Annotated in this window: 25 protein-coding genes; 17 read left to right on the top strand and 8 right to left on the bottom strand. The window is 70.4% G+C overall.

Annotated features, from left to right (window positions below; all coding sequences use genetic code 11):
- Window positions 1–167 precede the first annotated feature (167 nt).
- The 4 genes from ACWEGE_RS23510 to ACWEGE_RS23495 all read right to left on the bottom strand — a co-directional run bounded on the left by ACWEGE_RS23510 (window position 168) and on the right by ACWEGE_RS23495 (window position 3,075).
- Window positions 168–620 carry an N-acetyltransferase family protein gene (locus ACWEGE_RS23510; RefSeq protein WP_449662581.1) on the bottom strand — a complete coding sequence of 151 codons (453 nt, stop codon included), beginning with the start codon at window positions 618–620 and terminating at the stop codon, window positions 168–170.
- Between the two features lie 10 nt (window positions 621–630).
- Complete coding sequence (locus ACWEGE_RS23505) at window positions 631–1,032, bottom strand: GNAT family N-acetyltransferase (RefSeq protein WP_449662580.1); 402 nt, start codon at window positions 1,030–1,032, stop codon at window positions 631–633.
- A gap of 70 nt (window positions 1,033–1,102) precedes the next feature.
- Window positions 1,103–2,146 (bottom strand): MBL fold metallo-hydrolase, encoded by a 1,044-nt coding sequence (locus tag ACWEGE_RS23500; RefSeq protein ID WP_449662579.1) that lies wholly within the window; start codon window positions 2,144–2,146, stop codon window positions 1,103–1,105.
- A 104-nt stretch (window positions 2,147–2,250) separates the two neighbouring features.
- Window positions 2,251–3,075, bottom strand: a complete 825-nt coding sequence (locus ACWEGE_RS23495; protein ID WP_449662578.1) for a phospholipid scramblase-related protein — start codon at window positions 3,073–3,075, stop codon at window positions 2,251–2,253.
- Between the two features lie 121 nt (window positions 3,076–3,196).
- On the opposite strand from ACWEGE_RS23495, the gene ACWEGE_RS23490 reads away from it, so the two are divergent.
- The 4 genes from ACWEGE_RS23490 (at window position 3,197) to ACWEGE_RS23475 (ending at window position 7,679) form a co-directional block, all read left to right on the top strand.
- A complete protein-coding gene (locus tag ACWEGE_RS23490) occupies window positions 3,197–4,234 on the top strand; it encodes a methionine synthase (RefSeq protein WP_449662577.1) in 1,038 nt (345 codons plus the stop codon).
- Between the two features lie 85 nt (window positions 4,235–4,319).
- Complete coding sequence (locus ACWEGE_RS23485; RefSeq protein ID WP_449662576.1) at window positions 4,320–5,024, top strand: hypothetical protein; 705 nt, start codon at window positions 4,320–4,322, stop codon at window positions 5,022–5,024.
- A gap of 11 nt (window positions 5,025–5,035) precedes the next feature.
- Window positions 5,036–7,192: an NAD-dependent DNA ligase LigA gene (ligA, locus tag ACWEGE_RS23480; RefSeq protein WP_449662575.1), complete on the top strand. Its 2,157-nt coding sequence runs from the start codon at window positions 5,036–5,038 to the stop codon at window positions 7,190–7,192.
- Window positions 7,185–7,679, top strand: coding sequence for a GNAT family N-acetyltransferase (locus ACWEGE_RS23475; protein ID WP_449662574.1), 495 nt, complete (start codon window positions 7,185–7,187; stop codon window positions 7,677–7,679). The genes ligA and ACWEGE_RS23475 overlap by 8 nt, the downstream gene beginning before the upstream one ends.
- A 69-nt stretch (window positions 7,680–7,748) precedes the next feature.
- Here the strand turns inward: ACWEGE_RS23475 and ACWEGE_RS23470 are convergent, their stop codons facing one another.
- Window positions 7,749–8,402, bottom strand: a complete 654-nt coding sequence (locus ACWEGE_RS23470; protein ID WP_449662573.1) for an amino acid-binding protein — start codon at window positions 8,400–8,402, stop codon at window positions 7,749–7,751.
- Window positions 8,403–8,638: 236 nt separating this feature from the next.
- Here ACWEGE_RS23470 and gatC point away from each other — a divergent pair, with 236 nt between their 5' ends.
- From gatC to ACWEGE_RS23430, 8 genes are all read left to right on the top strand, one after another.
- Window positions 8,639–8,938 carry an Asp-tRNA(Asn)/Glu-tRNA(Gln) amidotransferase subunit GatC gene (gene gatC, locus ACWEGE_RS23465; RefSeq protein ID WP_086842257.1) on the top strand — a complete coding sequence of 100 codons (300 nt, stop codon included), beginning with the start codon at window positions 8,639–8,641 and terminating at the stop codon, window positions 8,936–8,938.
- Window positions 8,935–10,452: an Asp-tRNA(Asn)/Glu-tRNA(Gln) amidotransferase subunit GatA gene (gene gatA / locus ACWEGE_RS23460; RefSeq protein WP_449662572.1), complete on the top strand. Its 1,518-nt coding sequence runs from the start codon at window positions 8,935–8,937 to the stop codon at window positions 10,450–10,452. The genes gatC and gatA overlap by 4 nt, the downstream gene beginning before the upstream one ends.
- Window positions 10,449–11,954 (top strand): Asp-tRNA(Asn)/Glu-tRNA(Gln) amidotransferase subunit GatB, encoded by a 1,506-nt coding sequence (gene gatB, locus ACWEGE_RS23455; RefSeq protein ID WP_449662571.1) that lies wholly within the window; start codon window positions 10,449–10,451, stop codon window positions 11,952–11,954. The genes gatA and gatB overlap by 4 nt, the downstream gene beginning before the upstream one ends.
- Window positions 11,951–12,481: a hypothetical protein gene (locus ACWEGE_RS23450; RefSeq protein WP_449662720.1), complete on the top strand. Its 531-nt coding sequence runs from the start codon at window positions 11,951–11,953 to the stop codon at window positions 12,479–12,481. Before gatB ends, ACWEGE_RS23450 begins: the two co-directional genes overlap by 4 nt.
- A gap of 258 nt (window positions 12,482–12,739) precedes the next feature.
- On the top strand, window positions 12,740–13,834 hold the full coding sequence (locus ACWEGE_RS23445) for a Gfo/Idh/MocA family protein (RefSeq protein WP_449662570.1): 1,095 nt from the start codon (window positions 12,740–12,742) through the stop codon (window positions 13,832–13,834).
- Window positions 13,831–14,751 carry a DUF6807 domain-containing protein gene (locus ACWEGE_RS23440; protein WP_449662569.1) on the top strand — a complete coding sequence of 307 codons (921 nt, stop codon included), beginning with the start codon at window positions 13,831–13,833 and terminating at the stop codon, window positions 14,749–14,751. Before ACWEGE_RS23445 ends, ACWEGE_RS23440 begins: the two co-directional genes overlap by 4 nt.
- Window positions 14,748–15,467, top strand: a complete 720-nt coding sequence (locus tag ACWEGE_RS23435) for a cupin (RefSeq protein WP_449662568.1) — start codon at window positions 14,748–14,750, stop codon at window positions 15,465–15,467. Before ACWEGE_RS23440 ends, ACWEGE_RS23435 begins: the two co-directional genes overlap by 4 nt.
- Entirely contained in the window at window positions 15,467–16,609 is a 1,143-nt protein-coding gene (locus ACWEGE_RS23430) for a Gfo/Idh/MocA family protein (RefSeq protein WP_449662567.1), read from the top strand. The genes ACWEGE_RS23435 and ACWEGE_RS23430 overlap by 1 nt, the downstream gene beginning before the upstream one ends.
- Before the next feature lie 121 nt (window positions 16,610–16,730).
- Here ACWEGE_RS23430 and ACWEGE_RS23425 read toward each other — a convergent pair whose 3' ends face one another.
- Window positions 16,731–17,939 carry a PQQ-dependent sugar dehydrogenase gene (locus ACWEGE_RS23425; RefSeq protein WP_449662565.1) on the bottom strand — a complete coding sequence of 403 codons (1,209 nt, stop codon included), beginning with the start codon at window positions 17,937–17,939 and terminating at the stop codon, window positions 16,731–16,733.
- Between the two features lie 65 nt (window positions 17,940–18,004).
- Here ACWEGE_RS23425 and ACWEGE_RS23420 point away from each other — a divergent pair, with 65 nt between their 5' ends.
- On the top strand, window positions 18,005–18,913 hold the full coding sequence (locus tag ACWEGE_RS23420) for a 2-hydroxyacid dehydrogenase (RefSeq protein WP_449662564.1): 909 nt from the start codon (window positions 18,005–18,007) through the stop codon (window positions 18,911–18,913).
- A 37-nt stretch (window positions 18,914–18,950) separates the two neighbouring features.
- A complete protein-coding gene (locus tag ACWEGE_RS23415; protein ID WP_449662563.1) occupies window positions 18,951–19,526 on the top strand; it encodes a DoxX family membrane protein in 576 nt (191 codons plus the stop codon).
- Between the two features lie 233 nt (window positions 19,527–19,759).
- Here the strand turns inward: ACWEGE_RS23415 and ilvD are convergent, their stop codons facing one another.
- The gene (gene ilvD, locus ACWEGE_RS23410; protein ID WP_449662562.1) at window positions 19,760–21,604 is read right to left on the bottom strand and encodes a dihydroxy-acid dehydratase; all 1,845 of its coding nucleotides are present in this window, start codon (window positions 21,602–21,604) and stop codon (window positions 19,760–19,762) included.
- 81 nt (window positions 21,605–21,685) lie between these two features.
- Window positions 21,686–22,126, bottom strand: a complete 441-nt coding sequence (locus tag ACWEGE_RS23405; RefSeq protein ID WP_449662561.1) for a PH domain-containing protein — start codon at window positions 22,124–22,126, stop codon at window positions 21,686–21,688.
- Between the two features lie 324 nt (window positions 22,127–22,450).
- Between ACWEGE_RS23405 and ACWEGE_RS23400 the strand changes: the two genes are divergently transcribed.
- Genes ACWEGE_RS23400 through ilvC form a run of 3 tightly spaced genes read left to right on the top strand, consistent with a single transcriptional unit; the run spans window position 22,451 to window position 25,889 of the window.
- On the top strand, window positions 22,451–24,331 hold the full coding sequence (locus ACWEGE_RS23400; protein WP_449662560.1) for an acetolactate synthase large subunit: 1,881 nt from the start codon (window positions 22,451–22,453) through the stop codon (window positions 24,329–24,331).
- A gap of 2 nt (window positions 24,332–24,333) precedes the next feature.
- On the top strand, window positions 24,334–24,840 hold the full coding sequence (gene ilvN, locus ACWEGE_RS23395; RefSeq protein ID WP_003080760.1) for an acetolactate synthase small subunit: 507 nt from the start codon (window positions 24,334–24,336) through the stop codon (window positions 24,838–24,840).
- 35 nt (window positions 24,841–24,875) lie between these two features.
- The gene (gene ilvC / locus ACWEGE_RS23390; RefSeq protein WP_191309919.1) at window positions 24,876–25,889 is read left to right on the top strand and encodes a ketol-acid reductoisomerase; all 1,014 of its coding nucleotides are present in this window, start codon (window positions 24,876–24,878) and stop codon (window positions 25,887–25,889) included.
- Window positions 25,890–25,970: the final 81 nt, after the last annotated feature.

Here is a 25,970-nt window from a genome sequence, read left to right as displayed (position 1 = left end):
GGCTTGCGGGGAAAGTCATCAAAACGTCACGAATGGACCGTTCGCGCCCTTCCTCTTGACGAATCGCAATTGTTTCGGGATCCTGCGCGACGTGGACGTCTGCGATCACGCGAGGATCGGTGTCCAAAATGGACAGATATTCAAGGTTGCATGTAGGGGGTTGCGCGTCAGAGCTTGAGCTTGAATCCCGTGTGACTGGGGGCGAATCCGAGTCGCTCGTAGAACCGGTGTGCTTCCCTCCGGGAGGTGTCCGACGTGAGTTGCACAAGGGCGCACCCGCGCCGCCGCGACTCGTCGATCGCCCAGCGAACGAGATCGGCACCCAGTCCGGTGCCTCGATGGTCGGCGTGGATGCGCACGGCCTCGATCTGTGCCCGAAGCGCGCCGCGCCTGGCGAGACCCGGAATGATCGTCAGCTGCAACGTGCCGATCGGCTTGTCGTCCGACGCGACAACCACCAAAAGCTGGTTCGGATCCGCGTCGATCTCGTCGAAGGCGCGCAGGTACGGTTCGAGGTCGGCGGGATCGTCCCGGGTGGCGCCCAGCTGGTCGTCCGCCAGCATGTGCACGATCGCCTCGACGTCTTCTCGCCGTGCCTTGCGGATGCTGTAGTCGGCCACGACGTCAGTATCACAGGACGCGAGTGAAGCCTTGGTAGCTGTACTCGAACCCGAATCGTGCGTAGAAGTCCCGCAGGTCGCCGCGGTTGAGGCCCGAATCGAGGTGGATGCGCGCGCACCCGCGCCGGCGGGCTTCGTCGATGCCCCAGGTCAGGAGAGCGCTGGTCACGCCACGTCGAGCGGCGCGAATGCCCTCGAGCAAGCCGCGGGGCGCGCCGTCCCAGGCAAGGCCTCGGATTACGGTCAGCTGCGCGGTGCCGGCGACGCCGTTGTCGTCCTCGGCCACGACCAGCGTGACATACGGGGTGTTCATGAGTTCCCGGAGCGCGGCTGCCAGGGGCTCGCCCGATGCGCCGAACAGGCGCACGAGCGCCTCGATGTCCGTTGCCCGGGCGCGTCGGATGACCTCCATTTCACCCAGTATGCAGGAGGTGGTCGGTGGACCCAACTGCGACGAGGCGGCTACCCGCAGTGCGCGTGCGTCAGTTCACCGCGTAACGGCGAACCCCGTCGACGATCTGGGCGCTCAGCTTTCCTTGGGAGACCAGGAGGTCGAGGTGCGCCGTGGTTTCGAGGACGGCGAGCATCTGGTTGAAGGAGTCCATTTCGGACAGTTTGCGGTTGCGGCGGGTCCAGCCGATCCGGTGTGCGGCTTCGTACGCGCAAGTCGCGCCCGCCACGATCTGCGAGGCCACTGTCTCGAGCCGTTGACGGTGGTGCTCCAGCAGTTCGTCGACCCGGGTGTGCACGCTCTCGGACACCGGTCCGTGGGCCGGGAGCATCCGGCGGTCCGGCATGGCGCGCACCAAGCGCAGCGAGTCGATGAAGTCGTTGAGCGGCAATTCCGCCGGCACCGGCTGGAACCCGATGGAGGGCGTGATGTGCGGCAGTACGTGATCACCGGAGAACAACAGGCCGGCCGTGTCGTCGACGAAGACGACGTGCCCGGACGTGTGCCCCGGAGTGGCGACGACGTCGAATTCGCGCCCGGGCAGGATCGGCCGCGGGCCCGGGGTCAGCCATTCGTCGGGTGCTTCCCAGAGGTCGGCTTCCGTGTGTCGCCGGTTCGTGCCGAACTGCCGGGCGAGCGCTTCCACGACTTCGCGGGCCCCGGCCTGGAACAAGAGGTCGACCTGGGCTTCCATCGGCAGGCGGTCGGGATTGCCGGACGCTTTGAGCGATGGTTCTTCGTCCTGGCCGAGGGCGATCTTCGAACCGAAGTCGCGGCGGAGGACCACCGCCTGCGAATAGTGGTCCCGGTGTACGTGGGTGACGAGGAACTCGCTGACGTCGGCGAGCCCGGCGCCGATCCCGCCCAGCGCGTCGGCGAGCTGTTGCCGGGCGACGGTCAGCGCCCAGCCGGAGTCGACCAGGACCAGCTTCTCGCCGTCGGTGACCGCGTAGACGTTGACGGCGCGCAGAGCGTCGTTGGGCAGCGGCAACGGGATGCGGTAGACGCCGGACGAGACTTCGTAGATTCCGGGCTCGGTCCAGTTCCTGTCGCTGCTTTCCGGCAACGGTTCCACGGTGACCTCCGTCCCGGCGAGACTGCGGCGTCCCGGCCTTTCTTCACCCTGAGCCGTGCCGGGCCCGCTGTCCACCGGGAGGAGATGAGACTCCGGTCACTCGCTCAGTCGGTGTCCTGCTTCAGGGCGGTGTCGATCGTCAAGGCCGCGGCGACCACCATGCTGGCGAGCGGATCCGGCAGCGGGTGGGGGATTTCCACGACGTAGTTGTCCGCCGTCGTGAAGGCGGCTTTGAGGAACCCGCCCCAGGTCTTGGTCACCCGGGCGACCTCGGTGCCGGCGTGATCGCGGATCGAGAAGTTCCAGGCGCGCCAGTTCTCGGCGAAGATCCCGCCGATCGACCGGCCGTCGACGACGAAACCGAACCGGATCTTGCCGAAGACGTTCTCCTGCACGATCTCGCCGATCGGCGTCTCGTCGGCCCGGGTGACCAGGAACCGGGACTTGAACACCTTCGCCGGCCGCGTCACCTTGAGCACGGTGCTGTGGTTGGCGTCGCGGACCTCGAACTTGTGGGTGAGGAACTGGTCGTAGTTGGTCAGTAGCCGGATCGCCTTCTTCAGCGTGCTCTGACCCACCTCGACGACCCCGCCGAGCTGGTTGCCGTGCTGGTCGAAGACGCCGAACTCGTTGGCCATCTCGATCAGCTTGGCGCGCTGGTTGACCACGAGGACCGGCTCGGTGAACAGCGTCCCGCCCCCGCCGCGGGCGGCGCCTCGGCCGCGTGTCGCGCGATTGACCTGGTCCTGGATCCGGGCCGGGTCGTGGGCGCGTTCGATGTCCAGTTCGATCGGTTCGGAATCGCTCGGTGGCGGGAACTGCTGAGCAGGCCGGGTGTCGGCGGTCCAGGCCCGGCCGTCCCACCATCGGTGCAGACGGGGGTCCCGCGCGTCCGGGTACCAGCCCGGCTGCGGTGGCGAACTCGTCATGGCCGGTCAGCCTATCGTCGTGGACACGCCCATGGTGTCGGTCAAGGGATATGCGGTGAATGTCCGCATCCCGGCGCCCCGGCCGGTGCCCGCACTCGGAGATCGACCAGAATCGGTGGTCGTGAGTGAGCGAATCTGGCCCAGCGGCGCCGCGACGGCGATCGGCTCGATGCCGGGCAAGGACCCCGCCGAAGCGGCCGCGGTCGTGTTCGGCGAGCTGCCCGACTTCCCGCACCTGCCCGAGCTGCCGGCCCGTGGGGTCGGCGCGGACATGCTCGGCCGGACTGCCGCGCTGCTCGTCGACCTGGCCGTCGACGTCGTGCCGAGTGGCTACCGCGTTGCGTCTCGGCCCGGGCATGAGCATCGACGTGCCGTCGACCTGCTCCGCTGGGATCTCGACGCCGTGCAGGAGGCCCGGGAAAAGGCCGGGATCACCCCGCCGGTCTTCAAGGTCCAGCTGGCCGGACCGTGGACACTGGGCGCGGGAATCGAACTGCCCCGAGGCCATCGAGTGCTCACCGACCGCGGGGCCTTGCGGGACTTCACGTCGTCCCTGTTGGACGGCCTGGCCGAACACGTCGCGGAGGTGCGGGCCAGGACCGGCGCGCCGGTGGTGGTCCAGTTCGACGAACCGTCGTTGCCCGCTGTGCTGGCCGGGGGCCTGTCGACGCCGTCCGGCTACGGGAACGTCGCTGCGGTGCCGGAGCCCGAGGCCCGTCAGCTCCTCACCACCGTGATCGAGGGCGCCCGGCGGATCACCGACCGCCCGGTGATCCTGCACTGCTGCGCCGCGAAACCGCCCCTCGGCCTGCTGCGGGAGGCCGGCGCGGACGCCTTGGCCTTCGACCTCGCCGCGCTCGACGGTGCCTCCGCCGCGTTCCTCGACGAGATCGGCGAGGTGTGGGACGGCGGGGCCACGCTGTTCCTGGGCGCGGTGCCGACAACGGTGTCCGGTGCCTCGCCGAGCCTGAAGGACGTCGGCGAGCCGGCGTTCCGGCTGGCCGACAGGCTCGGTTTCAACCGCAGCGTCCTCGCCGACCGGGCAGTGCCGACGCCCGCTTGCGGCCTCGCCGGCGCGACGCCGGAATGGATGCGCCGGGCCCTCTCGCTCACCCGGGACCTCGGGAAAGCCTTCGTGGAGCCGCCGGAAGGCTGGTGACGGAATTACACGACTCGCCGACGTCCGCCTCGGCGGGCAAGTAGCGTTGCCGAGGTAGCCGACCGAACGAGGACCACCCGAAACCATGCGTTTGTTCCGCCGCAAGACCGCCGCCGCCGATCCGCCCGACCCGCGCACCGCGTGGCCCGAGCAGCCCGTGCCGGATGACCCGGCCGCCGCCGCGGAGGCGTTCTGGCACGGCTGGTTCGAGCTGCTGCCGATGGTCAGCGCAGCTTTGGGGGAGGGCGAGCCACACCGGGTCGAGCACGAGCTCTGTCAGCTGGTGGAAGCGCTGCACCCGCGGCTGCACTTCTCGCTGGAGCGTGGTCGCCAGGCGATCTACGCGCTGGTCGTGACCGGTCAGGAAGATCCCGAGGTGCGGCCGTTCACCGACGCGTGGCGGGCCGCCGCGCCGCCGGACGACGCGATCTGGGAATACCACGACTCGGTCCCGCCGGTGCCCGATCCGACCGAGGTCACGGTCAACCTCGGCGAGCACCGGATCGCGCTGGCCGACGTCCGGGTCGTCGCTCAGGTGGACGACGACGAGCACGTCGTCGACGTCGCGGTCTTCCACCCGCGCTTCGGCGACCTCGACGACGCCACCCGACGGACCATGACCTTCCTGCCACTCGACGCCACATTGGGTGAACGGCTCGCCGCCGAACGGTTACGGCGCGTCGAGACCGCGGAGGCCGAGCCGGCCGGCGCCATCACCCTTCTGGAGTTCCGCGAACTGGTCCGCGGGCTGGGCGGCGGACCGGACGAAAATGTCGGTGCCTCCGGCTAGGGTTACCACCCGTGAGCAGCACCGACCTTCCCCAGGACCAGAGCGCCGAGGACGTGACCGACGTCCCGGCGGATGTGCGTGAGCGGCACGGCGCCCTCGCCGAGGAACTGCGCAACCACCAGTTCCGCTACTACGTCCTGGACTCGCCGATCATCTCCGACGGGCAGTTCGACGAGCTGCTAGGCGAACTGCAGCAGCTCGAGGACGAGTACCCCGGGCTGGTCACGCCCGATTCGCCGAGCCAACGCGTCGGGGGCACGTTCTCGACCGAGTTCACCGCGTACGACCACCTCGAGCGCATGCTCAGCCTGGACAACGTGTTCGACCAGGACGAGTTCCTGGCGTGGGTGGAGCGCGTCGAAAAGGAGGTCGGGCAGACCGAGTTCCTGGCCGAGCTGAAGATCGACGGCCTGGCGATCAACCTCTTGTACGAAAACGGCCACCTCACCCGGGCGCTCACCCGCGGCGACGGCCGGACCGGCGAAGACGTCACGCTCAACGTCCGCACGCTCGACCAAGTCCCGGAGACGCTGACCGGCACCGACCAGTTCCCTGTGCCCGCCCTGGTCGAGGTGCGCGGCGAGGTTTACTTCCGCGTCGAGGACTTCCTCGAGCTGAACGCGAAGATGGTCGAAGCGGGGAAACCGCCGTACGCGAACCCGCGCAACACCGCGGCCGGCTCGCTGCGGCAGAAGGACCCGAAGATCACGCGCGAGCGGCGGCTGCGGCTGATCTGCCACGGGCTCGGCAAGCGCGACGGTTTCGAGCCCCAGCGTCAGTCGGAGGCATACGACGCGCTGGCGGCGTGGGGCCTGCCGGTGTCTCCGCACAGCAAGGTCCTGACGTCGGCCGACGAACTCACTGCGCACATCACCTACTGGGGTGAACATCGGCACGACGCCGAGCACGAGATCGACGGCGTGGTCATCAAGGTCGACAGGGTGGCGTTGCAGCGACGGCTCGGCACGACGTCGCGCGCGCCGCGGTGGGCGATCGCCTACAAGTACCCGCCCGAGGAAGCCATCACGACGCTGCTGGACATCCAGGTCAACGTCGGCCGGACCGGGCGGGTGACGCCGTTCGCCGTAACCGAGCCGGTCAAGGTCGCGGGTTCGACCGTCGCCCGGGCCACCCTGCACAACCAGGAAGAGGTCAAGCGCAAGGGGGTGCTGATCGGGGACCGGATCGTCATCCGGAAGGCCGGTGACGTCATTCCCGAGGTGCTCGGACCGGTGGTGGACGCGCGGACCGGTGACGAACGAGAGTTCGTCATGCCCGCCCACTGCCCTGCCTGCGGCACGGAACTCGCCTACCAGAAGGAAGGCGACAAGGACATCCGCTGCCCGAACAGCCGTTTCTGCCCCGCGCAGCTGCGGGAACGCCTGTTCAGCCTCGCCGGGCGCGGCGCGTTCGACATCGAGGTCCTCGGGTACGAGGCGGCGGCCGCGCTGCTCGACGCGCGGGTGATCGCCGACGAGGGCGACGTCTTCGACCTCGACGAGGACAGCCTCGCCGAGGTTGAGCTATTCCGCACCAAGGCCGGCGAATTGTCCGCGAACGCGCGGAAGCTGCTCGCCAATCTGGAGGTGGCGAAGGACCGGCCGTTGTGGAAGGTGCTGGTCGCTTTGTCGATCCGGCACGTCGGGCCGACCGCGGCGCAGGCGCTGGCGCGCGAGTTCGGCTCGATCGAGCGCATCGAGCAGGCCACCGAGGAGGAGCTCGCGGACGTTGACGGCGTCGGCCCGACCATCGCCCGCGCAACGCAGGAGTGGTTCGAGGTCGGCTGGCACCGGGAGATCGTCGAAAAGTGGCGACGCGCCGGCGTGCGGATGGAGGAGGAGCGGGACGACTCGATCCCGCGCAACCTCGAGGGCCTTTCGATCGTGGTGACGGGCTCGCTCGACGGGTTCTCCCGAGACGAGGCAAAAGAGGTCATCATGGCCCGCGGTGGCAAGGCAGCCGGGTCGGTGTCGAAGAAGACCGCCTTCGTCGTCGTCGGGGATTCGCCTGGTTCGAAATACGACAAGGCGGTTCAGCTCAAGGTGCCGGTGCTCGACGAGGCCGGCTTCCGCGTTCTGCTGGAGCAGGGCCCCGACGCGGCGCGGGAGGTGGCGCTGCCGGCCGGCGAGGAGCCCGCCGAGGAAGAAACTGGGGAGACTGATGGGTGACGTCGAGATCCGGCCGCCTCGGGCCGCCGAGTACGCCGCGGCGGGCGAGGTCACGGTGCAGGCGTACGAGGCTGATGGTCATCTGGCCGAAGACGTCGGCTACGACGCGACGTTGCGTGACGTCGCCCGGCGGGCCTCGGAAGCCGAGGTCCTGGTCGCGGTGGATGGGACGGGTGCGGTGGTCGGCACCGTGACCGTCGTGCACCCGGGGTCTTCGTACGCCGAGATCTCGCGTCCAGGGGAGCTGGAGTTCCGGATGCTGGCGGTGGCGCCGTCGGCACGCGGTCGCGGTGTCGGCGAGGCCTTGATCAAGGCCGTGTTCGACCGCGCTCGCGCGCTGGGGCTCCGGAAAGTGGTGCTGAGCAGCCTCGACCGGATGCCCAGCGCGCATCGGCTCTACGAGCGTCTCGGGTTCACGCGCCTGGCCGAGCGGGATTGGCGGCCGTTCCCGCACGTCACCCTGATCGCGTATCAGATCGACGTCTGACCTGGGCTTTGTCGAGAAAGGGACGAGCCCGCGCGGGCTCGTCCCTTCGGCGACCTGTCGGGCTTCTCGCTAGCCGTCGAGGACGACAGCGACGATGCCGGCGAGGTGGGTGAGCCGGGCGACCTCGGCTGCGCGGAAGTTCGGGCCGCCGGGGCGGGCGACGAGCAGTGCCTTGCCCGGCTTGCCGAGCGGGGTCGCGGCGAGCTCGGTGCCGAGCTCCTTCCACGTCTCCGGGATCCAGGCCTCTTCGCTGTCGAGGACCGTCGCGCGTTCGAGCGGCAGCCAGGGCAGGTCGGTGATCGGGGTTTCCGGGGCGGCGCTGGACGAGGCCAGGCGGACCGCACCGGTCTCCGAATGTTCGACGATCATCGCCCAGCCGGCGCGCACGATGCGGGGAACGCCCTCGGCAAGGATGTCGAGGCCGGACTTCGGCTGCGCGGCGATCTCTTCGACGAGCTCGAGCTCGCGGTGCGTGTCCAGAACGCCCGCGTAGGGCCGGACCGCGTCCACTTCGACGCCCTCGACGCTCTCCGCTGCCGTGATCAGCGCGTCGGGAAGACGGCCCGACGGGAGCTCGACCACCAGGTCGTCGACGGCGATGCCGCTGCCGCGCTCGACGACGTCCACGCTGAGGATGTCGGCGCCTACCGTGCCGAGCGCCGTGGCGACCGCGCCGAGGGTCCCCGGGCTGTCCGGAAGGAGGACCCGGATCAGGAACGACACCACGCGCCCCTCTCACCTCTGGCGTCCCAGCCTTGCCGTGGGACGCTCGATGCCGGTCGCCGATTGTGACAGACCCACCCGGCCCGCGGGACCTGCTGTCCGCCGGGCGGGATGTGAGCGTCGCCGGACGGCAGCCAGGCTGCGCCGGGCGTAACCCAGTCGAGTCCGCCGACGCCGTCACCATAGACTTGCAGCTTCCGAGACAACCCGCACAGCACAACCCGGGAGTCACCCGCGTGCCCAACATTTCCCGAGACGAGGTCGCGCACCTCGCGAAGCTGGCCAGGCTGGCCGTGACCGACGACGAGCTCGACGTCTTCGCCGGCCAGCTCGACCAGATCCTGGACTCGGTGGCCAAGGTGAGCGAGGTCGCCGCCGCCGACGTGCCGCCCACGTCGCACGCCGTGCCGCTGACGAACGTCTTCCGACAGGACGTGGTCGTCCCCGGGCTCACACAGCAGCAGGCGCTGGCCGGTGCGCCGGCCGCCGAAGAGGGCCGTTTCCGGGTGCCGCGGATTCTGGGGGAAGAGCAGTGAGCGAGCTCATCAAGCTGACCGCCGCCGAGCTGGCGGCGAAGATCCACTCGCGTGAGGTGTCCGCGGTCGAGGTCACGCAGGCCCACCTGGACCGGATCGCCGAGGTCGACGACCACATCCACGCGTTCCTGCACGTCGACACCGAGGGTGCGCTGGCCGCGGCCAAGAAGGTCGACGAGGGCATCGCCGAGGGCAACGCGCCCGCGTCGGCCCTGGCGGGCGTGCCGCTCGCGCTCAAGGACGTCCTGACCACCGAGGGCGTGCCGACGACCTGTGGTTCGAAAACGCTCGAAGGCTGGCTGCCGCCGTACGACGCGACCGTGACGCGCAAGTTGCGCGAGGCCGGTGTCGTCATCCTCGGCAAGACCAACATGGACGAGTTCGCCATGGGGTCGTCGACCGAGAACTCGGCGTACGGCCCGACGCACAACCCGTGGGACCACGCCCGCATCCCGGGCGGGTCGGGCGGTGGCTCGTCGGCGTCGATCGCGGCGTTCGAGGCCGCCATCGCCATCGGGACCGACACCGGTGGGTCGATCCGGCAGCCCGGGTCCGTCACCGGGACCGTCGGGGTCAAGCCGACCTACGGCGGGGTGTCGCGGTACGGGCTGGTCGCGTTCTCGTCGTCGCTCGACCAGGCCGGGCCCTGCGCGCGGACGGTGCTCGACGCCGCCCTGCTGCACGAGGTCATCGCCGGGTACGACCCGCGGGACTCGACGTCCATCGACGCGCCGGTGCCGCCGGTCGTCGCCGCTGCGCGCGAGGGCGCGAACGGTGACCTGAAGGGCGTCAAGGTCGGCGTCGTGAAGGAATTCGGTGGCGACGGTTACCAGCCGGGCGTGCTGCGGTCGTTCCAGGCCGCGGTCGAGCAGCTGCGGGCGCTCGGTGCCGACGTCGTCGAGGTGTCCTGTCCGAATTTCGTCTACGCGCTGCCCGCGTACTACCTGATCGCGCCGAGCGAGTGCTCGTCGAACCTCGCGCGGTTCGACGCCATGCGCTACGGCCTGCGCGTCGCCGACGACGGCACGCACAGCGCCGAAGAGGTCATGTCGCTCACGCGGGAGAAGGGCTTCGGCGCCGAGGTCAAGCGGCGGATCATGCTGGGCACCTACGCGTTGTCGTCCGGCTACTACGACGCCTACTACGGCTCGGCGCAGAAGGTGCGCACGCTCATCACGCGTGACTTCGACGCTGCTTTCGAAAAGGTCGATGTCCTCGTTTCGCCCACGACGCCGACCACGGCGTTCAAGATCGGCGAGCGCGTTGACGACCCGATGGCGATGTACCTCGCCGACCTGTGCACGATCCCGTCGAACCTCGCCGGCAACGCCGCGATGAGCGTGCCGAGCGGGCTCTCCGACGAGGACGGCCTGCCGGTCGGCCTGCAGATCATGGCCCCGGCGCTCGCCGACGACCGGCTCTACCGGGTCGGCGCCGCCTATGAGGCCGCCCGCGACGCCGCCGCCGGCGGGGCGCTCATCCACAAGGTCCCGGAGCTGGGAGGAACGAAGTGACTGCCGTGGCCGAGTTGATGGACTACGCCGACGTCGTCGAGCGGTTCGACCCGGTGCTCGGGCTCGAGGTCCACGTCGAGCTGAACACGAAGACGAAGATGTTCTGCGGCTGCCCGAACGAGTTCGGCGGCGAGCCGAACACGAAGGTCTGCCCGACCTGCCTAGGCCTCCCCGGGGCGCTGCCGGTCGTCAACGGCAAGGCCGTCGAGGGCGCGATCCGGATCGGCTTGGCGCTGAACTGCGAGATCGCCGAGTGGTGCCGGTTCGCCCGGAAGAACTACTTCTACCCGGACATGCCGAAGAACTTCCAGACGTCGCAGTACGACGAGCCGATCGCCTTCAACGGCTACCTCGACGTCACGCTCGACGACGGTGAGGTCGTGCGCGTGGAGATCGAGCGCGCGCACATGGAGGAGGACACCGGCAAGTCGCTGCACGTCGGTGGCGCCACCGGGCGGATCCACGGGGCCGAGCACTCGCTGCTCGACTACAACCGGGCCGGCGTGCCGCTGATCGAAATCGTCACCAAGCCGATCCAGGGCACCGGCGAGCGGGCTCCCGAGGTCGCGCGGGCGTACGTGAGCGCGCTGCGGGACCTGCTGCGCGCGCTCGACGTGTCCGACGTCCGGATGGACCAGGGATCGCTGCGGTGCGACGCGAACGTCTCGCTGATGGCGAAGGACGCGACCGAGTTCGGGACGCGCACCGAGACGAAGAACGTCAACTCGTTGCGCAGTGTCGAGCGCGCCGTCCGCTACGAGATGACGCGGCAGGCGGCGATCCTCGCCGAGGGCGGCTCGATCAAGCAGGAGACGCGGCACTTCCAGGAGGCCGACGGCACCACGTCGCCGGGCCGGACGAAGGAGACCGCCGAGGACTACCGGTACTTCCCGGAGCCCGACCTGGTCCCGATCGCGCCGTCGCGCGACTGGGTCGAACAGCTGCGCGGGACGCTGCCGGAGATGCCTTCGGAGCGGCGGAAGCGGATCCAGCAGGAATGGTCGCTTTCCGACGAAGCCTTGCGTGACCTGCTGAACGTCGGTGCCGTCGACCTCGTCGCGGCCACCGTCGAGGCCGGGGCCACGCCGGACGAGGCGCGCGGCTGGTGGGTCAACACCCTTGCTCAGGAGGCCAACACGCGCGAGGTCGAGCTGACCGACCTGCCGATCACGCCGAAGCAGGTCGCCGAGGTCATCGGGCTGGTTTCGTCCGGTGAACTGACGAACAAGCTCGCCAAGGAGGTCGTCCAGGGCGTGCTCGCCGGCGAGGGTGAGCCGCGGGACGTCGTCGAGAAGCGCGGGCTGAAGGTCGTCTCGGACGACTCGGCGCTGCTCGCGGCGATCGACGAGGCCCTGGCGGCGCAGCCGGACGTCGCGGAAAAGATCCGCGGCGGGAAGGTCGCCGCGGCGGGTGCCATCGTCGGCGCGGTCATGAAGGCGACCAAGGGGCAGGCCGACGCCAAGCGGGTCCGTGAGCTGATCATCGAGCGCGTCGGTTCCTGACGTTGCCGGGGTTCGTCAAAAGCGTCACCTGGCGCGAGTGGCTCGGCCTGGCGGCCGGGCTGCTTGCGCTGGGCTCGACGTTCTTGCCGTGGACCACGCTGACCGCCACTAGGCCGGACATCGAGGACATCCTGGCGCAGCTGCCCCATGGTGACGTCGTCCGCGATGCGTGGCACTCGAGCTTCTTCGCTTGGTGCCCGCCGTTGCCGTTGCTGCTGGCAGGGCTGGTCGTGGTCGTTTTCGGGCGAATCAGGACCCTGCGTGTCAGCGGTCTCCCGCAGCTGTGGCTGGTGGTCGCCGCGGCGTCGCTGCTGCTGATGGTGCTGGGCTGGTTCACCCTGGACTGGGAGTTCGACGCCGACCAGCGCGGGATCTTCCAGGCCGCCGGGGTCGCCATCGGGCCCGGTGTGGGCCGGTTCCTCGGGTTGCTCGCGGCGCTGGTGTCCGGTGTGGCCGCTTTCCTGGACATGCGGGCGATGCGGGCCGAGAGCAGGCAGCCGCGCAAGATTCGCAGCAAGAGCGGCTGATCTTCGCGAGTGCCCGTGCCGGCCATTTCGGTAAGGGCCTTGGGGCTGGAGAATTTCCGACCGGTTGCGGGCGTCGTCCGACCGGTGGATCGCGGTCGCTGACAACGTTGACATCGCGGTCGCCCGTTGCATGAGAAAGCGCTTTCTGGAACGGTCGGAGAAGGCGCAGCCCGGCCGCGGAGATCGTCGTCCCGTGGGGTGGGCGGGCGGCGTGGATCGGCGCTGCTGGGGCGCCGGAGCCGTGGAAGGAGACCCGGGTTGGCTCAGGGAAAGCGCTTACGGGTGGCCGTCGTCGGCACCGGGGCCATCGCGGAAAGCCACCGGACCGCCTTCGAGGCCCACCACGAAGACGTCGACATCGTGGCCGCCGCCGATGTCGACGAAGCGCGGGTCGCCGCGTTCTGCGCCGGGACCGCGCACGCCAAGCCCTACCACGACCTGGACAGCCTGCTCGCCGAGCAGGAACCGGACCTCGTCTCGATCTGCACGCCGCCGAGCCTGCACGTCGAGCAGACCAAGAAAGCGCTCGCGAGCGGCGCCTGGGTCTGGTGCGAGAAGCCGCCGTGCCGGTCGCTCGCCGAGTACGACGAGATGACTGTCGCCGAGCGGGACGGCGGGCCGTACGCGGCCTTCGTCTACCAGCAGCGGTCCGGCTCGGCCGCCGCGCACTTCCGGGACCTGCTCGCGGGCGGGGAGCTGGGCCGTCCGCTCGTCGCGCACTGCCAGACCACCTGGTACCGCGACGACGCCTACTACGCGGTGCCGTGGCGGGGGCGGTGGGAGACCGAGGGCGGCGGGCCGGCCATGGGTCACGGCATCCACCAGATGGATCTGCTGCTCCACCTGCTCGGCGACTGGGCCGAGGTGTGCGCGATGACCGCCCGGCTGGTGCACGACGTCGAGACCGAAGACGTCTCCACCGCGCTGGTCCGGTTCGAGTCGGGGGCGCTGGCGACCGTCGTCAACAGCGTCCTCTCGCCCGACGAGGTGAGCCGGATCCGGATCGACTGCGAGCGCGCCACCGCCGAGCTCACCCACCTCTACGGGTACGGCGTCAAAGACTGGCGCTACACGCCGGCGCCGCACGTCGACGAGGAGGCGGTCGAGCGGTGGCACACCCCGGCCGCCGACGTCGACAGCTCGCACGCCGCCGCCTTCGCGCCCCTCCTTGCCGCCTACCGGGCCGGGCGGCGGCCGCCGTGCAGCGGGGACGACGGGCGGCAGGTGCTGGAGTTCATCGCCGCGCTCTACAAGTCCGCCGCCACCGGGCTCGGCGTGCGCCGCGGGGAGATCGGGCCGGGCGACCCCTTCTACCGCTCGATGGCGGGCGATCAGGCAGGAGACCGCGGATGAGTGCGCCGATCACGGTGACCCACCGGCACGGCGAGCACGTCTCCGTCGAGGCGGGCGGCGTCCAGCTGATGTCCTATGTGTACAAGCCCGATCCGGTGGCCTTCGAGTCGCGCAAGCCCTACGCCCATCCGCTGCGGACCCTCGCCGGCCGGGTGGTCAGCGGCTACCGGCCTGCCGACCACCGGTGGCACAAGGGTCTGCAGATGACGTCGAGCCACCTGTCCGGGCAGAACTTCTGGGGCGGCCACACCTACGTCCCCGGCGACTGGTACCAGGAGCTGCCCGACCGCATCGGCTCCATGCGCCACGACGGATTCGCCGGCTTCACCGTCGAACGCGATCGGCTGAGCTTCACCGAGGACCTCACCTGGGTCGCCAACGGCGGGGACGAGTGGGCGCGGGAGCGGCGCGACATCGTCGTCCACTCGGTCGAGCCGGATCAGGGGTCCTGGGCGCTCGACTGGGGGATCGAGCTGACGAACGTCCGTGACGCCGCGCTCGTGTTCGGCAGCCCGACCACCGCCGGTCGTGAGCTGGCCGGGTACACCGGCCTGCACTGGCGGGGGCCGCGGGACTTCGGCGGTGGCCGGGTGCTGGGGCCCGGCGACCTCGAGGGCGAGGAGATGATGGGCGAGCAGGCGCCGTGGCTCGCGTTCGTCGGCGAGCACGACGGCGTCGACGCGCATTCGACGCTCGTCTTCGCGCACGCGCCGGAGAACGACAAGGCGATCCACGAGTCGCACTGGTTCGTCCGAGCCGGGGACCAGCCGATGGTCGCCTTTTCGTGGGCGTTTTTCGACGAGTTCGAACTGCCGCCGGGCGAAAGCTTCGCCTACCGCTACCGGGTCGTCGTCGCCGACGGGGCCTGGGACCGCGACCGGGTGACCGGCTACCTCGACGGGCACGGCTGGTCATGACCGATTTTCCGCTACCGGGTGGCATCGGCGTCTCGCACCTGCGCGCCTACGACTGGGCGGCCGAGGACGGCGTCTGCGGCGGCAGCCCGCACGTCCACCTCGCCTGCACCGAGGCCTACGTCGTCACCGGCGGCCGGGGTGCCGCCCAGACGCTGAGCATCGGCGGCTACGCGGAGACGTCTCTGGAGGCCGGTGTGATCGCGTGGTTCGCGCCCGGCACCGTGCACCGGATGGTGCAGGGCGACGGCCTGCGCGTCACCGTCCTGATGCAGAACAGCGGGCTGCCGGAGGCGGGCGACGCCGTCTTCACGTTCCCGCCCGACGTGCTCGCCGACCCGGTCGCCTACGCCGAGGCCGCGGCGTTGCCGAAAACCGACCACACCGCTCGGCGACGCCGTGACCTGGCCGTTCGTGGGTATCTGCCGCTGCGCGAGGCGCTGCGGGACGGCGATCCGGAACCGCTGCGGGCTTTCCACCGGGCGGCCGTCGCGCTCGTCGCGCCGATGGTCGCAGAGTGGGTACCGCGCTGGCGGGCCGGGGCGCTGCGGGCCGCCGAACTGACCGGGGCGCACCTCAAGGCGCTCGCCGACGGCGACGGGAGCCACCTCGAGGAGTCCGGCCTGCGGGTCGCGACGCCGTCGAACCCGGACGGCTACGGCATGTGCGGCCGCCGGGCCGAATACGACATCCCGCTCGACCAGGAGGGCTTGCAGTGATGAACCAGTCCAGCATCGGAGTGCTGCTCAACGGGGTGACCGGCCGGATGGGCTACCGGCAGCACCTGCTCCGGTCGGTCCTGGCGATCCGCGAACAGGGTGGCGTCGCGCTGCCGGACGGCAGCCGCGTCCAGCTCGAGCCGATCCTCGCCGGGCGCAACGCCGCGAAGCTCAAGGACCTCGCCGACCGGCACGGCCTCACGGCGTGGACGACCGACGCCGATTCCGCGCTGCAGGACGTCGACGTCTACTTCGACGCGCAGCTGACGTCGGCGCGCGAGCCGTCGGTGCGGGCGGCGATCGCCGCGGGCAAGCACGTCTACGCCGAAAAGCCTCTTGCCGAAAAACTGACATCGGCGCTGGAGCTGGCCGGGCTCGCGCGCGACGCCGGGATCTGCCACGGTGTCGTGCACGACAAGCTGTTCCTGCCCGGCCTGCTGAAGCTGCGGCGCCTGGTCGACGGCGGGTTCTTCGGGCGGATCCTGTCGGTGCGCGGCGAGTTCGGCTACTGGGTGTTCGAGGGCGACTGGCAGGAGGCGCAGCGCCCGAGCTGGAACTACCGCGCCGAGGACGGCGGCGGGATCGTGCTCGACATGTTCTGCCACTGGAACTACGTGCTCGAGAACCTCTTCGGGCGAGTCTCGGCGGTGACGGCGAAGGCGGTGACGCACATCCCGCGCCGCTGGGACGAGCAGGGCGAGGCGTACGCGGCCACGGCGGACGACGCCGCGTACGGCATCTTCGAACTGGAGTCGGGGGTCATCGCACAGATCAACTCGTCGTGGTCGACGCGGGTCTTCCGGGATGAGCTGGTCGAGTTCCAGGTCGACGGCACCGAGGGCAGCGCGGTCGCCGGGCTGCGGCGCTGCCGCGTCCAGCACCGCTCGGCGACTCCGAAGCCGGTCTGGAACCCGGACCTGCCCGCCACCGAGCCGTTCCGCGACCAGTGGCAGGAGGTGCCGGACAACGCCGAGTTCGACAACGGCTTCAAGGCGCAGTGGGAGGAGTTCGTGCGGGACGTGGTCGCCGGCCGGCAACACCGGTACGACTTCTTCTCCGCCGCCCGGGGGCTGCAGGTGGCGGAAGCCGGGCTGACGTCGTCGGCGGAAGGGCGGCGGGTGGAGCTGAAGCCGCTGAGCTGACGAGGTGAGGCCGCGGCGGGTCGTCCGTCGCGGTTGTGGCCGAAATCGGTCGAAAGACCGCCGGCGGAACGGCCCGGTGCACGCCGTGGTCGATAATCGGCGATCGCGGTAAACCCGCAGGTCAGTCCTTGCCGTTGCCGCCGCCGGACGTGGCCGGGGTGATCAGCACGACGCGGTCGTCGCTGGACACCGGGCTGCCGCCGTCCTTGTTGACCGTGCCCGCCACCGCCAGCTGCGGGTTGATCATGCTCATGCCGGCCAGCCGTCCGTACGTCACCGGCGGCTTGCCGGTTTTCCCGTCGAGGCTGACCGTCGGCTTGCCGCTGATCGCGCCGTCCGGGCTCACCGGCAGGTTCTGCAGGTTGCCGGCCAGCGAAGTGCCGACCGAGAGGGAGCCGTTCGCGTCGACGAAGTCGGCGCAGCCCGCGACGCCCGGTTTGTCCGGCCACGTCCAAGCCGGCGTCGTCAGCGGCTGGCCGGCCTGGACCCGGTACAGGGCGTCCTTGTCGGCGAGGTGGTCGGTGACCCAGACGCGTCCGCCGTCGGCCGACGCGCACACCCCGCCCGGGGCGTGCAGGCCGGCCGCCACCACGAGGGCGCCGTTCGGGTTGCCCGCCGCGGCCTTGCCGGAGGTGTCGATCCGCAGCAGTTTCCCGGCGAGGGAGCTCGGGTTGGCCGCGGCCCCCGGGTCGCCCGCGTCGCCGGTCGCGACGAGCAGCGCGCCCCGGTTGTCGGTGCCGATCGTGCCGCGGTTGCCCGACGCGCCCTTCGGGATGCCGGTGAGCACCGGCTTCGGCGCCTGGCCCTGCGCGAAGCGCACCACGCGGTTGTCGGTCGCGGTCGTGATGTAGGCGAACACCAGCTGGTCCTCGACGTACGAGGGCGACAGCGCGAGCCCGGTGAGGCCGCCGTCGCCGGCTGCCTGGACGTCGAGCTTCGCGAAGTCCGTCGTGTCCTTGCCGCTCGTCGCGAGCAGGACGCGGCCGCTCTTGCGCTCGCCCGCGAGGGCGCTCGGCGTGGCGCCGTCACCCGGCAGGCCGGCCACCGCGGCGACGGTGTCCAGGCACGTCGCGATCACCGACGGGTCGAAGTCCTTGCAGCCCTGCGGCGGCGGCACCGGCGCCGCCGACTGGCCGGGGCGCACCTGCTTGCCGTCGCCGCCGGAGTCCTGGCCGGGGCCCTGGACTTCGGGCGGCGATTCGGGGCTCGGCACCGGCGCGGGGCTGAACGTCTGGCCCGCCGCGGTGTCGTCGAACCGCGCGCACCCGGCGGGCAGCAGGACGCCGCAGGCCAAGATCGCCAGCAGGGTCGAGCGGTAGCGGGTGCGCATGATCCCCCAGCCTAGGGGCCGGTGCGTGAACCATGGGTGAGTACTCCTCGATTACGTTGGGGATCATGACGCTGACCGTGCTGGTGCCCGACGACGAGGGCATGACCGTGCTCGCCGAGGTTCCCCGGGTCCTGCCCGTGCGCTACCAGTGGGGCGAGCCGGTGCCGCCCGAGGCCGCGAAGGCCCAGGTGCTCATCCCCGGCAAGCACCCGCCGGGCGAGGAGCTGTGGCGCACGGTGCCGAACCTGAAGCTGATCCAGCTGCTGTCCGCCGGCGCCGAGGACTGGGTCGGCAAGGTGCCCGACGGCGTCCTGCTCTCCACCTGCCGCGGCGCGCACGGCGGGAGCACGGCCGAGTGGGTCGTCGCCGCCCTGCTGTCGATGTACCGGAAGCTGGACGTCTTCGCCGTGGCGCAGCGCGAAGGCCGGTGGGAGCGGCAGACGGCGGACACACTGCAGGGCAAGCGCGTGCTCGTCATCGGCGCCGGCGACCTCGGGCGGCACCTGCGCCGCCGGCTGGAGCCGTTCGACGCGCGGTGCACGATGGTCGGGATGACCGCGCGCGAGGGCGTGCACGGCGTGCGCGAGCTGCCCGGGCTCCTCGAGCTGCACGACGTCGTGGTGCTGATGGTGCCGCTGACGTCGCGGACGCGGGGGATGGTCGACGCGGAGTTCCTGGCCCGGATGCACGACGGAGCGGTGCTGGTCAACGTCGCGCGCGGCGCCGTCGTGGACACCGATGCCTTGGTCGCCGAATTGACCACAGGACGGCTGCGGGCCGCTCTCGACGTCACCGATCCCGAGCCGCCACCCGCCGGGCACCCGCTGTGGACAGCGCCGGGGCTGCTGCTGACACCGCACGTCGGCGGGGCCGTGCGCGGGGTTCGTGGTCGTTCTTACGCCGTCGCCGCGGCCGAGATCGCCCGGTACTCCGGTGGCGAGCTGCCGGACAACCTGGTCCACGGCGAATACTGAGCTCGCCACGCCCGCGGGATTCCCCTAACCTGCGCGGGTGAGCAGTGGAGACGACTTTTCGCAGCAGCCCACCAGCCTCCTGTCGGGCGTCGAGGACGATCGGTCGGACGACACCCCGCGCCAGGGCGGGCTGGGCCTCGGCCTGCTGATCCTGCGGCTGGCGCTCGGGGCGACCATGGGCGCGCACGGGCTGCAGCACCTGTTCGGCCTGTTCGGCGGGCCGGGCATCGGCGGGTTCGCGCGGGTGCTGGAGACGTACGGCTACCACAAGCAGACGACGCTGCTGTCGTGGATCACGGGCATCACCGAGGTGGGTGGCGGGGTGCTGGTGATCGTCGGGCTGTTCACGCCGCTGGCCGCGGCCGGGCTGCTCGGGGTGGCGGCGAATGCGGTGTACGCGAAGTTCCACGGGGGGTTCTTCGAGGGCTCCGGGCAGGGGTTCGAGTTCGAGCTGCTGCTGGGGGCGGCGGCGTTGAGCCTGCTGTTCACCGGGGCCGGGCCGGTTTCGCTGGAGCGGAACACGCCTTGGCGGAAGCGGCCGTTGCCGCTGGGGCTGGTTTCGCTGCTGCTGGCCGCGGCGGCGGCCGTGGTGGTCATCGTTTTGACGCGGTAGCGGGTTTGGGCTCATCCGCGGCCGGCTGGGGACAACTCGGTGAGCGGGCGCGGATCTGGGGACAACTGGGCAGGCGGGCCCGGGTCTGTGGACAACTGCGGTTCGCGCGGACGGAATTGTCGGTGGGCTCCGGTAACGTTGAATCCGGGGGTCCCCCAAGCGGGCCGGGGGTTTTGGGCACGGAAAAGGCCGCCCCGGGCGTGCCGGGACGGCCTTCTCGGCTTCAGGCTGGGTTACTTGTTCACGTCGCGGACCGCGCCCGTGTCCGCCGAGGTTGCCATCCGGGCGTACGCGCGCAAAGCCGCCGTCACCGGGCGCTGGCGGTCCTTCGGCTGCCACGGCCTCTCCGACGCCTCCATCTTCGCGCGGCGCTCGGCGAGCACCTCCGGGGAGACCAGCAGCTCCAGGCGCCTCTCGTGGACGTCCAGGAGGATGCGGTCGCCGTTCTCCACCAGGCCGATCAGGCCGCCCGCCGCCGCCTCGGGGCTGATGTGGCCCACCGAAATGCCCGAGGAGCCGCCCGAAAAGCGGCCGTCGGTGATCAGGGCGCACTTCTTGCCCAGGCCCGAGCCCTTGAGGAACGCCGTCGGGTGCAGCATCTCCTGCATGCCCGGGCCGCCCGCCGGGCCCTCGTAACGGATCACCAGGACCTCGCCCGGCCGGATCTCCTTCTTCAGGATCGCCGACACCGCTTCCTCCTGGCTCTCCAGGACCCGCGCCGGGCCTTCGAAGTGCCACAGGTCCTCGTCGATGCCCGCGGACTTGATCACCGCGCCGTTCTCCGCCAGGTTGCCGCGGAGGATCGCCAGGCCGCCGTCCTTCGTGTACGCGTGCTCGACGTCGCGGATGCAGCCCTCGGCCGCGTCGGTGTCCAGGGACGACCAGCGGTTCGACGTCGAGAACGCCTGCGTCGTGCGGACGCCGCCCGGCGCTGCGTGGAACAGTTCGACCGCGGCCTCAGAAGGCGACGAAGCCCGGATGTCCCAGGCGGAAAGCCACGACTCGAGATCCCGCGAGTGGACCGACCACACGTCGGTGTTCAGCAGGCCGCCGCGGTGGAGCTCGCCGAGGATCGCCGGGATTCCGCCCGCGCGGTGGACGTCCTCCATGTGGTAGTCCGAGTTCGGCGCCACCTTCGACAGGCACGGCACGCGGCGGCCGATCGCGTCGATGTCGGCGATCGTGAAGTCGACCTCGCCCTCCTGGGCGGCCGCGAGGATGTGCAGGACCGTGTTCGTCGAGCCACCCATGGCCATGTCCAGCGCCATCGCGTTCTCGAACGCCGCCTTCGACGCGATCGAGCGCGGCAGCACCGAGTCGTCGTCGTTTTCGTACCAGCGGCGGCACAGCTCGACGACCGTGCGGCCGGCTTCCTCGAACAGCGCGCGGCGCGCCGCGTGGGTCGCCAGCGTGGAGCCGTTGCCGGGAAGCGACAAACCGAGGGCTTCGGTGAGGCAGTTCATCGAGTTCGCGGTGAACATGCCGGAGCACGAGCCGCACGTCGGGCAGGCCGAACGCTCGACGACCGCCAGCCCGTCCTCGTCGACCTCGGGGCTCGCCGACGCCGCGATCGCGGTGATCAGGTCGGTCGGGGCCTGCGCGACACCGCCGACGACGACCGCCTTGCCGGCCTCCATCGGGCCGCCCGAGACGAACACCACCGGGATGTTCAGGCGCATCGCCGCGTTGAGCATGCCCGGGGTGATCTTGTCGCAGTTGGAGATGCACACCAGCGCGTCGGCCTGGTGCGCGTTGACCATGTACTCCACCGAGTCGGCGATGATCTCGCGCGAGGGCAGCGAGTAGAGCATGCCGGAGTGGCCCATGGCGATGCCGTCGTCGACGGCGATGGTGTGAAACTCGCGCGCGACGCCGCCCGCTTCCTTGACCGCCTCCGCGACGATCTCGCCGAGGTCCTTCAGGTGCACGTGGCCGGGCACGAACTGGGTGTAGGAGTTGGCGATCGCGACGATCGGCTTGCCGAAGTCGCTGTCGGTCATGCCCGTGGCGCGCCAGAGCGAGCGCGCGCCCGCCGCGTTGCGGCCGTGGGTGGTGGTCCGGGAACGGAGAGGCGGCACGGGAACTCCCAGGTCAAAGGGTGGCCGGCGAAACTGGTAGGACCAATTTACGCTGCCCGGTTCCCGAGACGGGCCGCGGGGTTATTCGCTCGGTGACGCCCCGGGCTTGATGTCCTCGGCGGCCAGCTGCCCGCTCGGGTCCGCCACCAGGCCTTCGCTCACCAGCGACAGCACCGGCAGGTGCCGGGTCCGGACGGTCGGCAGCGGCACCTTCGTGTCGTCCTGCAGCACCGCCTGCACGCGCGCCTTCTTCGTGATCGCGAGCCCCTTCAGCGCCGACCACGGGATATCGCGGTGGCCGAACACCGTGCGGACGGCCAGCCCGGAGCGGGTCGCGACGGTGCGGTGGCGGACCACGAACACCGCCAGCGCGATCGGGAAGACGTAGAGCCACTGCAGGTACGGGATCTCCCCGAGCGCGATCGGCGTCACGCAGATCGTCAGGAGAGCGATCGCCATGAAGGACGTGCGGGGGATCCGGAAGACGGCCTTCCGGCCTTCGTCCTGCTGTTCTTCGGCCACGGGGAAATGGTGCACCGCGCCTCCGACCGGCCCGGACCCGGGTCGCGCCGGTGTGACCCACGTCCACCATGCGGACACGTCATCCCGCAGAGTTGACACCCGCACGGCGTTCGGTCTAGCGTCATCGCCGTGACACCGCTGACCGGCCTCGTACTTCCCAAGCGCGTCGACGCTTAGGGAAGACTTTCCGCTGCGTCGACGCGCGAACCCTCGTGCGACCTTACGGTCGGCGAGGGTTTTTTGTTGCCCTAGGGAAGCAATTCCCCGCCCCACCGCACAAAACCGACCCGAACGAGTGACACCGAGACCCACGAGGCAGATCCGATGACCAGTGCGACGTCGCGCAGCGACGCGAAGCCCGGGCCGACGCCCGGAACGCCCGGAGCACGTCCGAAGCCGGCCCCACCGGCGGGAACGCCGGTGCGCGTCACCGGCGCGCAGTCCCTCGTGCGCTCGCTCGAGGCCGTCGGCGCCGAGGTGGTCTTCGGGATCCCGGGCGGCACCATCCTGCCCGCCTACGACCCGCTGCTCGACTCGACGAAGGTCCGCCACGTCCTGGTCCGCCACGAACAGGGCGCCGGGCACGCGGCCACCGGCTACGCGCAGGCCACCGGCAAGGTCGGCGTCTGCATGGCCACCTCGGGCCCGGGCGCGACCAACCTGGTCACCCCGCTCGCCGACGCGAACATGGACTCGGTCCCGGTCGTGGCCATCACCGGCCAGCAGTCCCGGGCGCTGATCGGCACCGACGCGTTCCAGGAAGCCGACATCTGCGGCATCACCATGCCGATCACCAAGCACAACTTCCTCGTCACCGACCCGGCGGACATCCCGCGGACCATCGCCGAGGCGTTCCACCTGGCCGCGACGGGCCGACCCGGCCCCGTCCTGGTGGACATCCCAAAGGACGTGCTGCAGGAGATGACCTCGTTCTCCTGGCCGACCGAGCTGCGGCTGCCGGGCTACCGCCCCACGCTGCGCCCGCACGGCAAGCAGGTCCGCGAAGCCGCGAAGCTGATCGCGAAGTCGCGGCGCCCGGTGCTCTACGTCGGCGGCGGTGTCATCAAGGCCGAGGCGCACGAGCAGCTGAAGCAGCTCGCCGAGCTGACGAACATCCCGGTCGTCACCACGCTGATGGCGCGCGGCGCGTTCCCCGACTCGCACCCGCAGCACCTCGGCATGCCCGGCATGCACGGTTCGGTCGCCGCCGTCGCCGCGATGCAGCGCGCCGACCTGCTGATCGCGCTCGGCGCCCGGTTCGACGACCGCGTCACCGGGCAGCTGTCGTCGTTCGCGCCGGACGCCGCCATCGTGCACGCCGACATCGACCCGGCCGAGATCTCCAAGAACCGCAAGGCCGACGTCCCGATCGTGGGCGACTGCAAGGAGATCATCGGCGAGCTGATCACCGCCGTGAAGACGGAGTTCGACCACAACGGCAAGCCGGACCTGGCGGACTGGTGGACCCAGGCCGACGACTGGCGCAAGACCTACCCGGCCGGGTACGAGTGGCCGGACGACGGTTCGCTGTCGCCGCAGTACGTCATCGAGCGCATCGGCGAGCTCGTCGGCCCGGACGCCGTGTACGCCGCGGGTGTCGGCCAGCACCAGATGTGGGCCGCGCAGTTCGTCAAGTACGAGAACCCGCGCACCTGGATCAACTCCGGCGGCCTCGGCACCATGGGCTACGCGGTGCCCGCGGCGATGGGCGCGCAGTTCGGCGTCCCGGACAAGCCGGTCTGGGCGATCGACGGCGACGGCTGCTTCCAGATGACCAACCAGGAGCTGGCCACCTGCGCCATCGAGGGCGCGCCGATCAAGGTCGCCGTCATCAACAACGGCAACCTGGGCATGGTCCGGCAGTGGCAGAACCTCTTCTACTCGGAGCGGTACTCCAACACCGACCTCGGGACGCACAAGCACCGCATCCCGGACTTCGTGCTGCTGGCCGAGGCGCTGGGCTGCGCCGGCCTGCGGTGCGAGACGAAGGAAGACGTCGACGCCACCATCCGCCGCGCGATGGAGATCAACGACCGCCCCGTCGTGATCGACTTCGTCGTGGGGAAGGATGCCCAGGTGTGGCCGATGGTCGCGGCCGGCACCGGCAACGACGAGATCATGGCGGTCCGGGGCATCCGGCCGCTGTTCGACGACGACGAGGTTTCGGTCGAGAAGGCCGACGCCGCTGCGGAAGGTGAGCGCTGACGATGAGCGTCCACACGCTGAGTGTCCTGGTCGAGAACAAGCCCGGTGTGCTCGCGCGCGTGTCGGGGCTGTTCTCCCGCCGCGGGTTCAACATCGAGTCCCTCGCCGTCGGGCCCACGGAAAACCCCGAGGTGTCCCGCATGACGATCGTGGTCGCCGTGGAAGAGCTACCGCTCGAACAGGTGACGAAGCAGCTCAACAAGCTGGTCAACGTGATCAAGATCGTCGAGCTGGAGCAGTCGACCGCCGTGCAGCGCGAACTGCTGCTGGTGAAGGTGCGCGCCGACAACACCGTGCGCAGCCAGGTCCTCGAAACCGTCCAGCTCTTCCGTGCGAAGGTGGTGGACGTGTCCCCGGAGGCGCTCACCGTCGAGGCGACCGGGACGTCGGACAAGATCGGTGCGTTGCTGCGGATGCTGGAGCCGTATGGCATCCGCGAGCTCGTCCAGTCCGGCATGGTCGCGGTGGGTCGCGGCGCCCGCTCGATCACCGCAACCTCGCCCCGCTGAAAACTTTGTAAGTCAGGAAAGGAAGCAGTACCCCCATGGCAGTGGAAATCTTCTACGACGACGACGCCGACCTCTCGATCATCCAGGGGCGCAAGGTCGCTGTCATCGGCTACGGCAGCCAGGGCCACGCCCACTCGCTGAGCCTGCGCGACTCCGGCGTCGACGTCCGCATCGGCCTGCCCGAGGGGTCCAAGTCGCGGGCGAAGGCCGAGGAGCAGGGCCTGCGCGTGCTCACCCCGGCCGAGGCGTCGGCCGAAGCCGACCTGATCATGATCCTGGCGCCGGACACCAAGCAGCGCTTCATCTACGAGCAGGACATCGCGCCGAACCTCAAGGACGGCGACGCCCTGTTCTTCGGGCACGGCTTCAACATCCGCTACGACCTGATCAAGCCGCCGGCGAACGTCGACGTCGCCATGGTCGCGCCGAAGGGCCCGGGCCACCTGGTCCGCCGCCAGTTCGTCGACGGCAAGGGCGTCCCGGCGCTCATCGCCGTCGAGCAGGACGCCTCCGGCAACGCCCAGGCGCTCGCGCTGTCCTACGCGGCCGCCATCGGTGGCGCCCGCGCCGGTGTCATCAAGACGACGTTCACCGAGGAGACCGAGACCGACCTCTTCGGCGAGCAGGCCGTGCTCTGCGGTGGCGCGTCCGCGCTGGTGCAGACCGGGTTCGAGGTGCTCACCGAGGCCGGCTACGCCCCGGAGATCGCCTACTTCGAGGTGCTGCACGAGCTGAAGCTGATCGTCGACCTGATGTACGAGGGCGGCATCGCGCGCCAGCGCTACTCGATCTCCGACACCGCCGAGTACGGCGACCTGACCCGCGGCCCGCGCGTCATCTCGCCAGCGGTCAAGGAGGAGATGAAGAAGATCCTCGGCGAGATCCAGGACGGCACGTTCGCCCGCGAGTGGGTCGCCGAGGACGAGGCCGGCCGGCCGAACTTCACCAAGCTCGAGGAGCAGGGCAACCAGCACCCGATCGAGGCGACCGGCAAGAAGCTGCGCGACCTGATGTCGTGGGTGGACCGGCCGATCACCGAAACCGCCTGACGCTTTTTCGACAACACCTTCACCAGCCGAAGGGGACGCCCGGTGCCGGGCGTCCCCTTCGGTGCGTTCGGTGCCCGGGTC

Source organism: Amycolatopsis sp. NPDC004747 (assembly GCF_053601335.1).
This window is presented reverse-complemented; position numbering and strand designations above follow the sequence as displayed.

Coding starts and splice junctions, on each gene's coding strand:
- ACWEGE_RS23425 (WP_449662565.1), bottom strand. CDS start 17,939: ATGCGCACCCGCTACCGCTCGACCCTGCTGGCGATCTTGGCCTGCGGC.
- ACWEGE_RS23400 (WP_449662560.1), top strand. CDS start 22,451: ATGACCAGTGCGACGTCGCGCAGCGACGCGAAGCCCGGGCCGACGCCC.
- ACWEGE_RS23475 (WP_449662574.1), top strand. CDS start 7,185: ATGGGTGACGTCGAGATCCGGCCGCCTCGGGCCGCCGAGTACGCCGCG.
- ACWEGE_RS23420 (WP_449662564.1), top strand. CDS start 18,005: ATGACGCTGACCGTGCTGGTGCCCGACGACGAGGGCATGACCGTGCTC.
- ACWEGE_RS23430 (WP_449662567.1), top strand. CDS start 15,467: ATGAACCAGTCCAGCATCGGAGTGCTGCTCAACGGGGTGACCGGCCGG.
- ACWEGE_RS23440 (WP_449662569.1), top strand. CDS start 13,831: ATGAGTGCGCCGATCACGGTGACCCACCGGCACGGCGAGCACGTCTCC.
- ACWEGE_RS23505 (WP_449662580.1), bottom strand. CDS start 1,032: ATGGAGGTCATCCGACGCGCCCGGGCAACGGACATCGAGGCGCTCGTG.
- ACWEGE_RS23435 (WP_449662568.1), top strand. CDS start 14,748: ATGACCGATTTTCCGCTACCGGGTGGCATCGGCGTCTCGCACCTGCGC.
- ACWEGE_RS23485 (WP_449662576.1), top strand. CDS start 4,320: ATGCGTTTGTTCCGCCGCAAGACCGCCGCCGCCGATCCGCCCGACCCG.
- ACWEGE_RS23495 (WP_449662578.1), bottom strand. CDS start 3,075: ATGACGAGTTCGCCACCGCAGCCGGGCTGGTACCCGGACGCGCGGGAC.
- ilvC (WP_191309919.1), top strand. CDS start 24,876: ATGGCAGTGGAAATCTTCTACGACGACGACGCCGACCTCTCGATCATC.
- ilvN (WP_003080760.1), top strand. CDS start 24,334: ATGAGCGTCCACACGCTGAGTGTCCTGGTCGAGAACAAGCCCGGTGTG.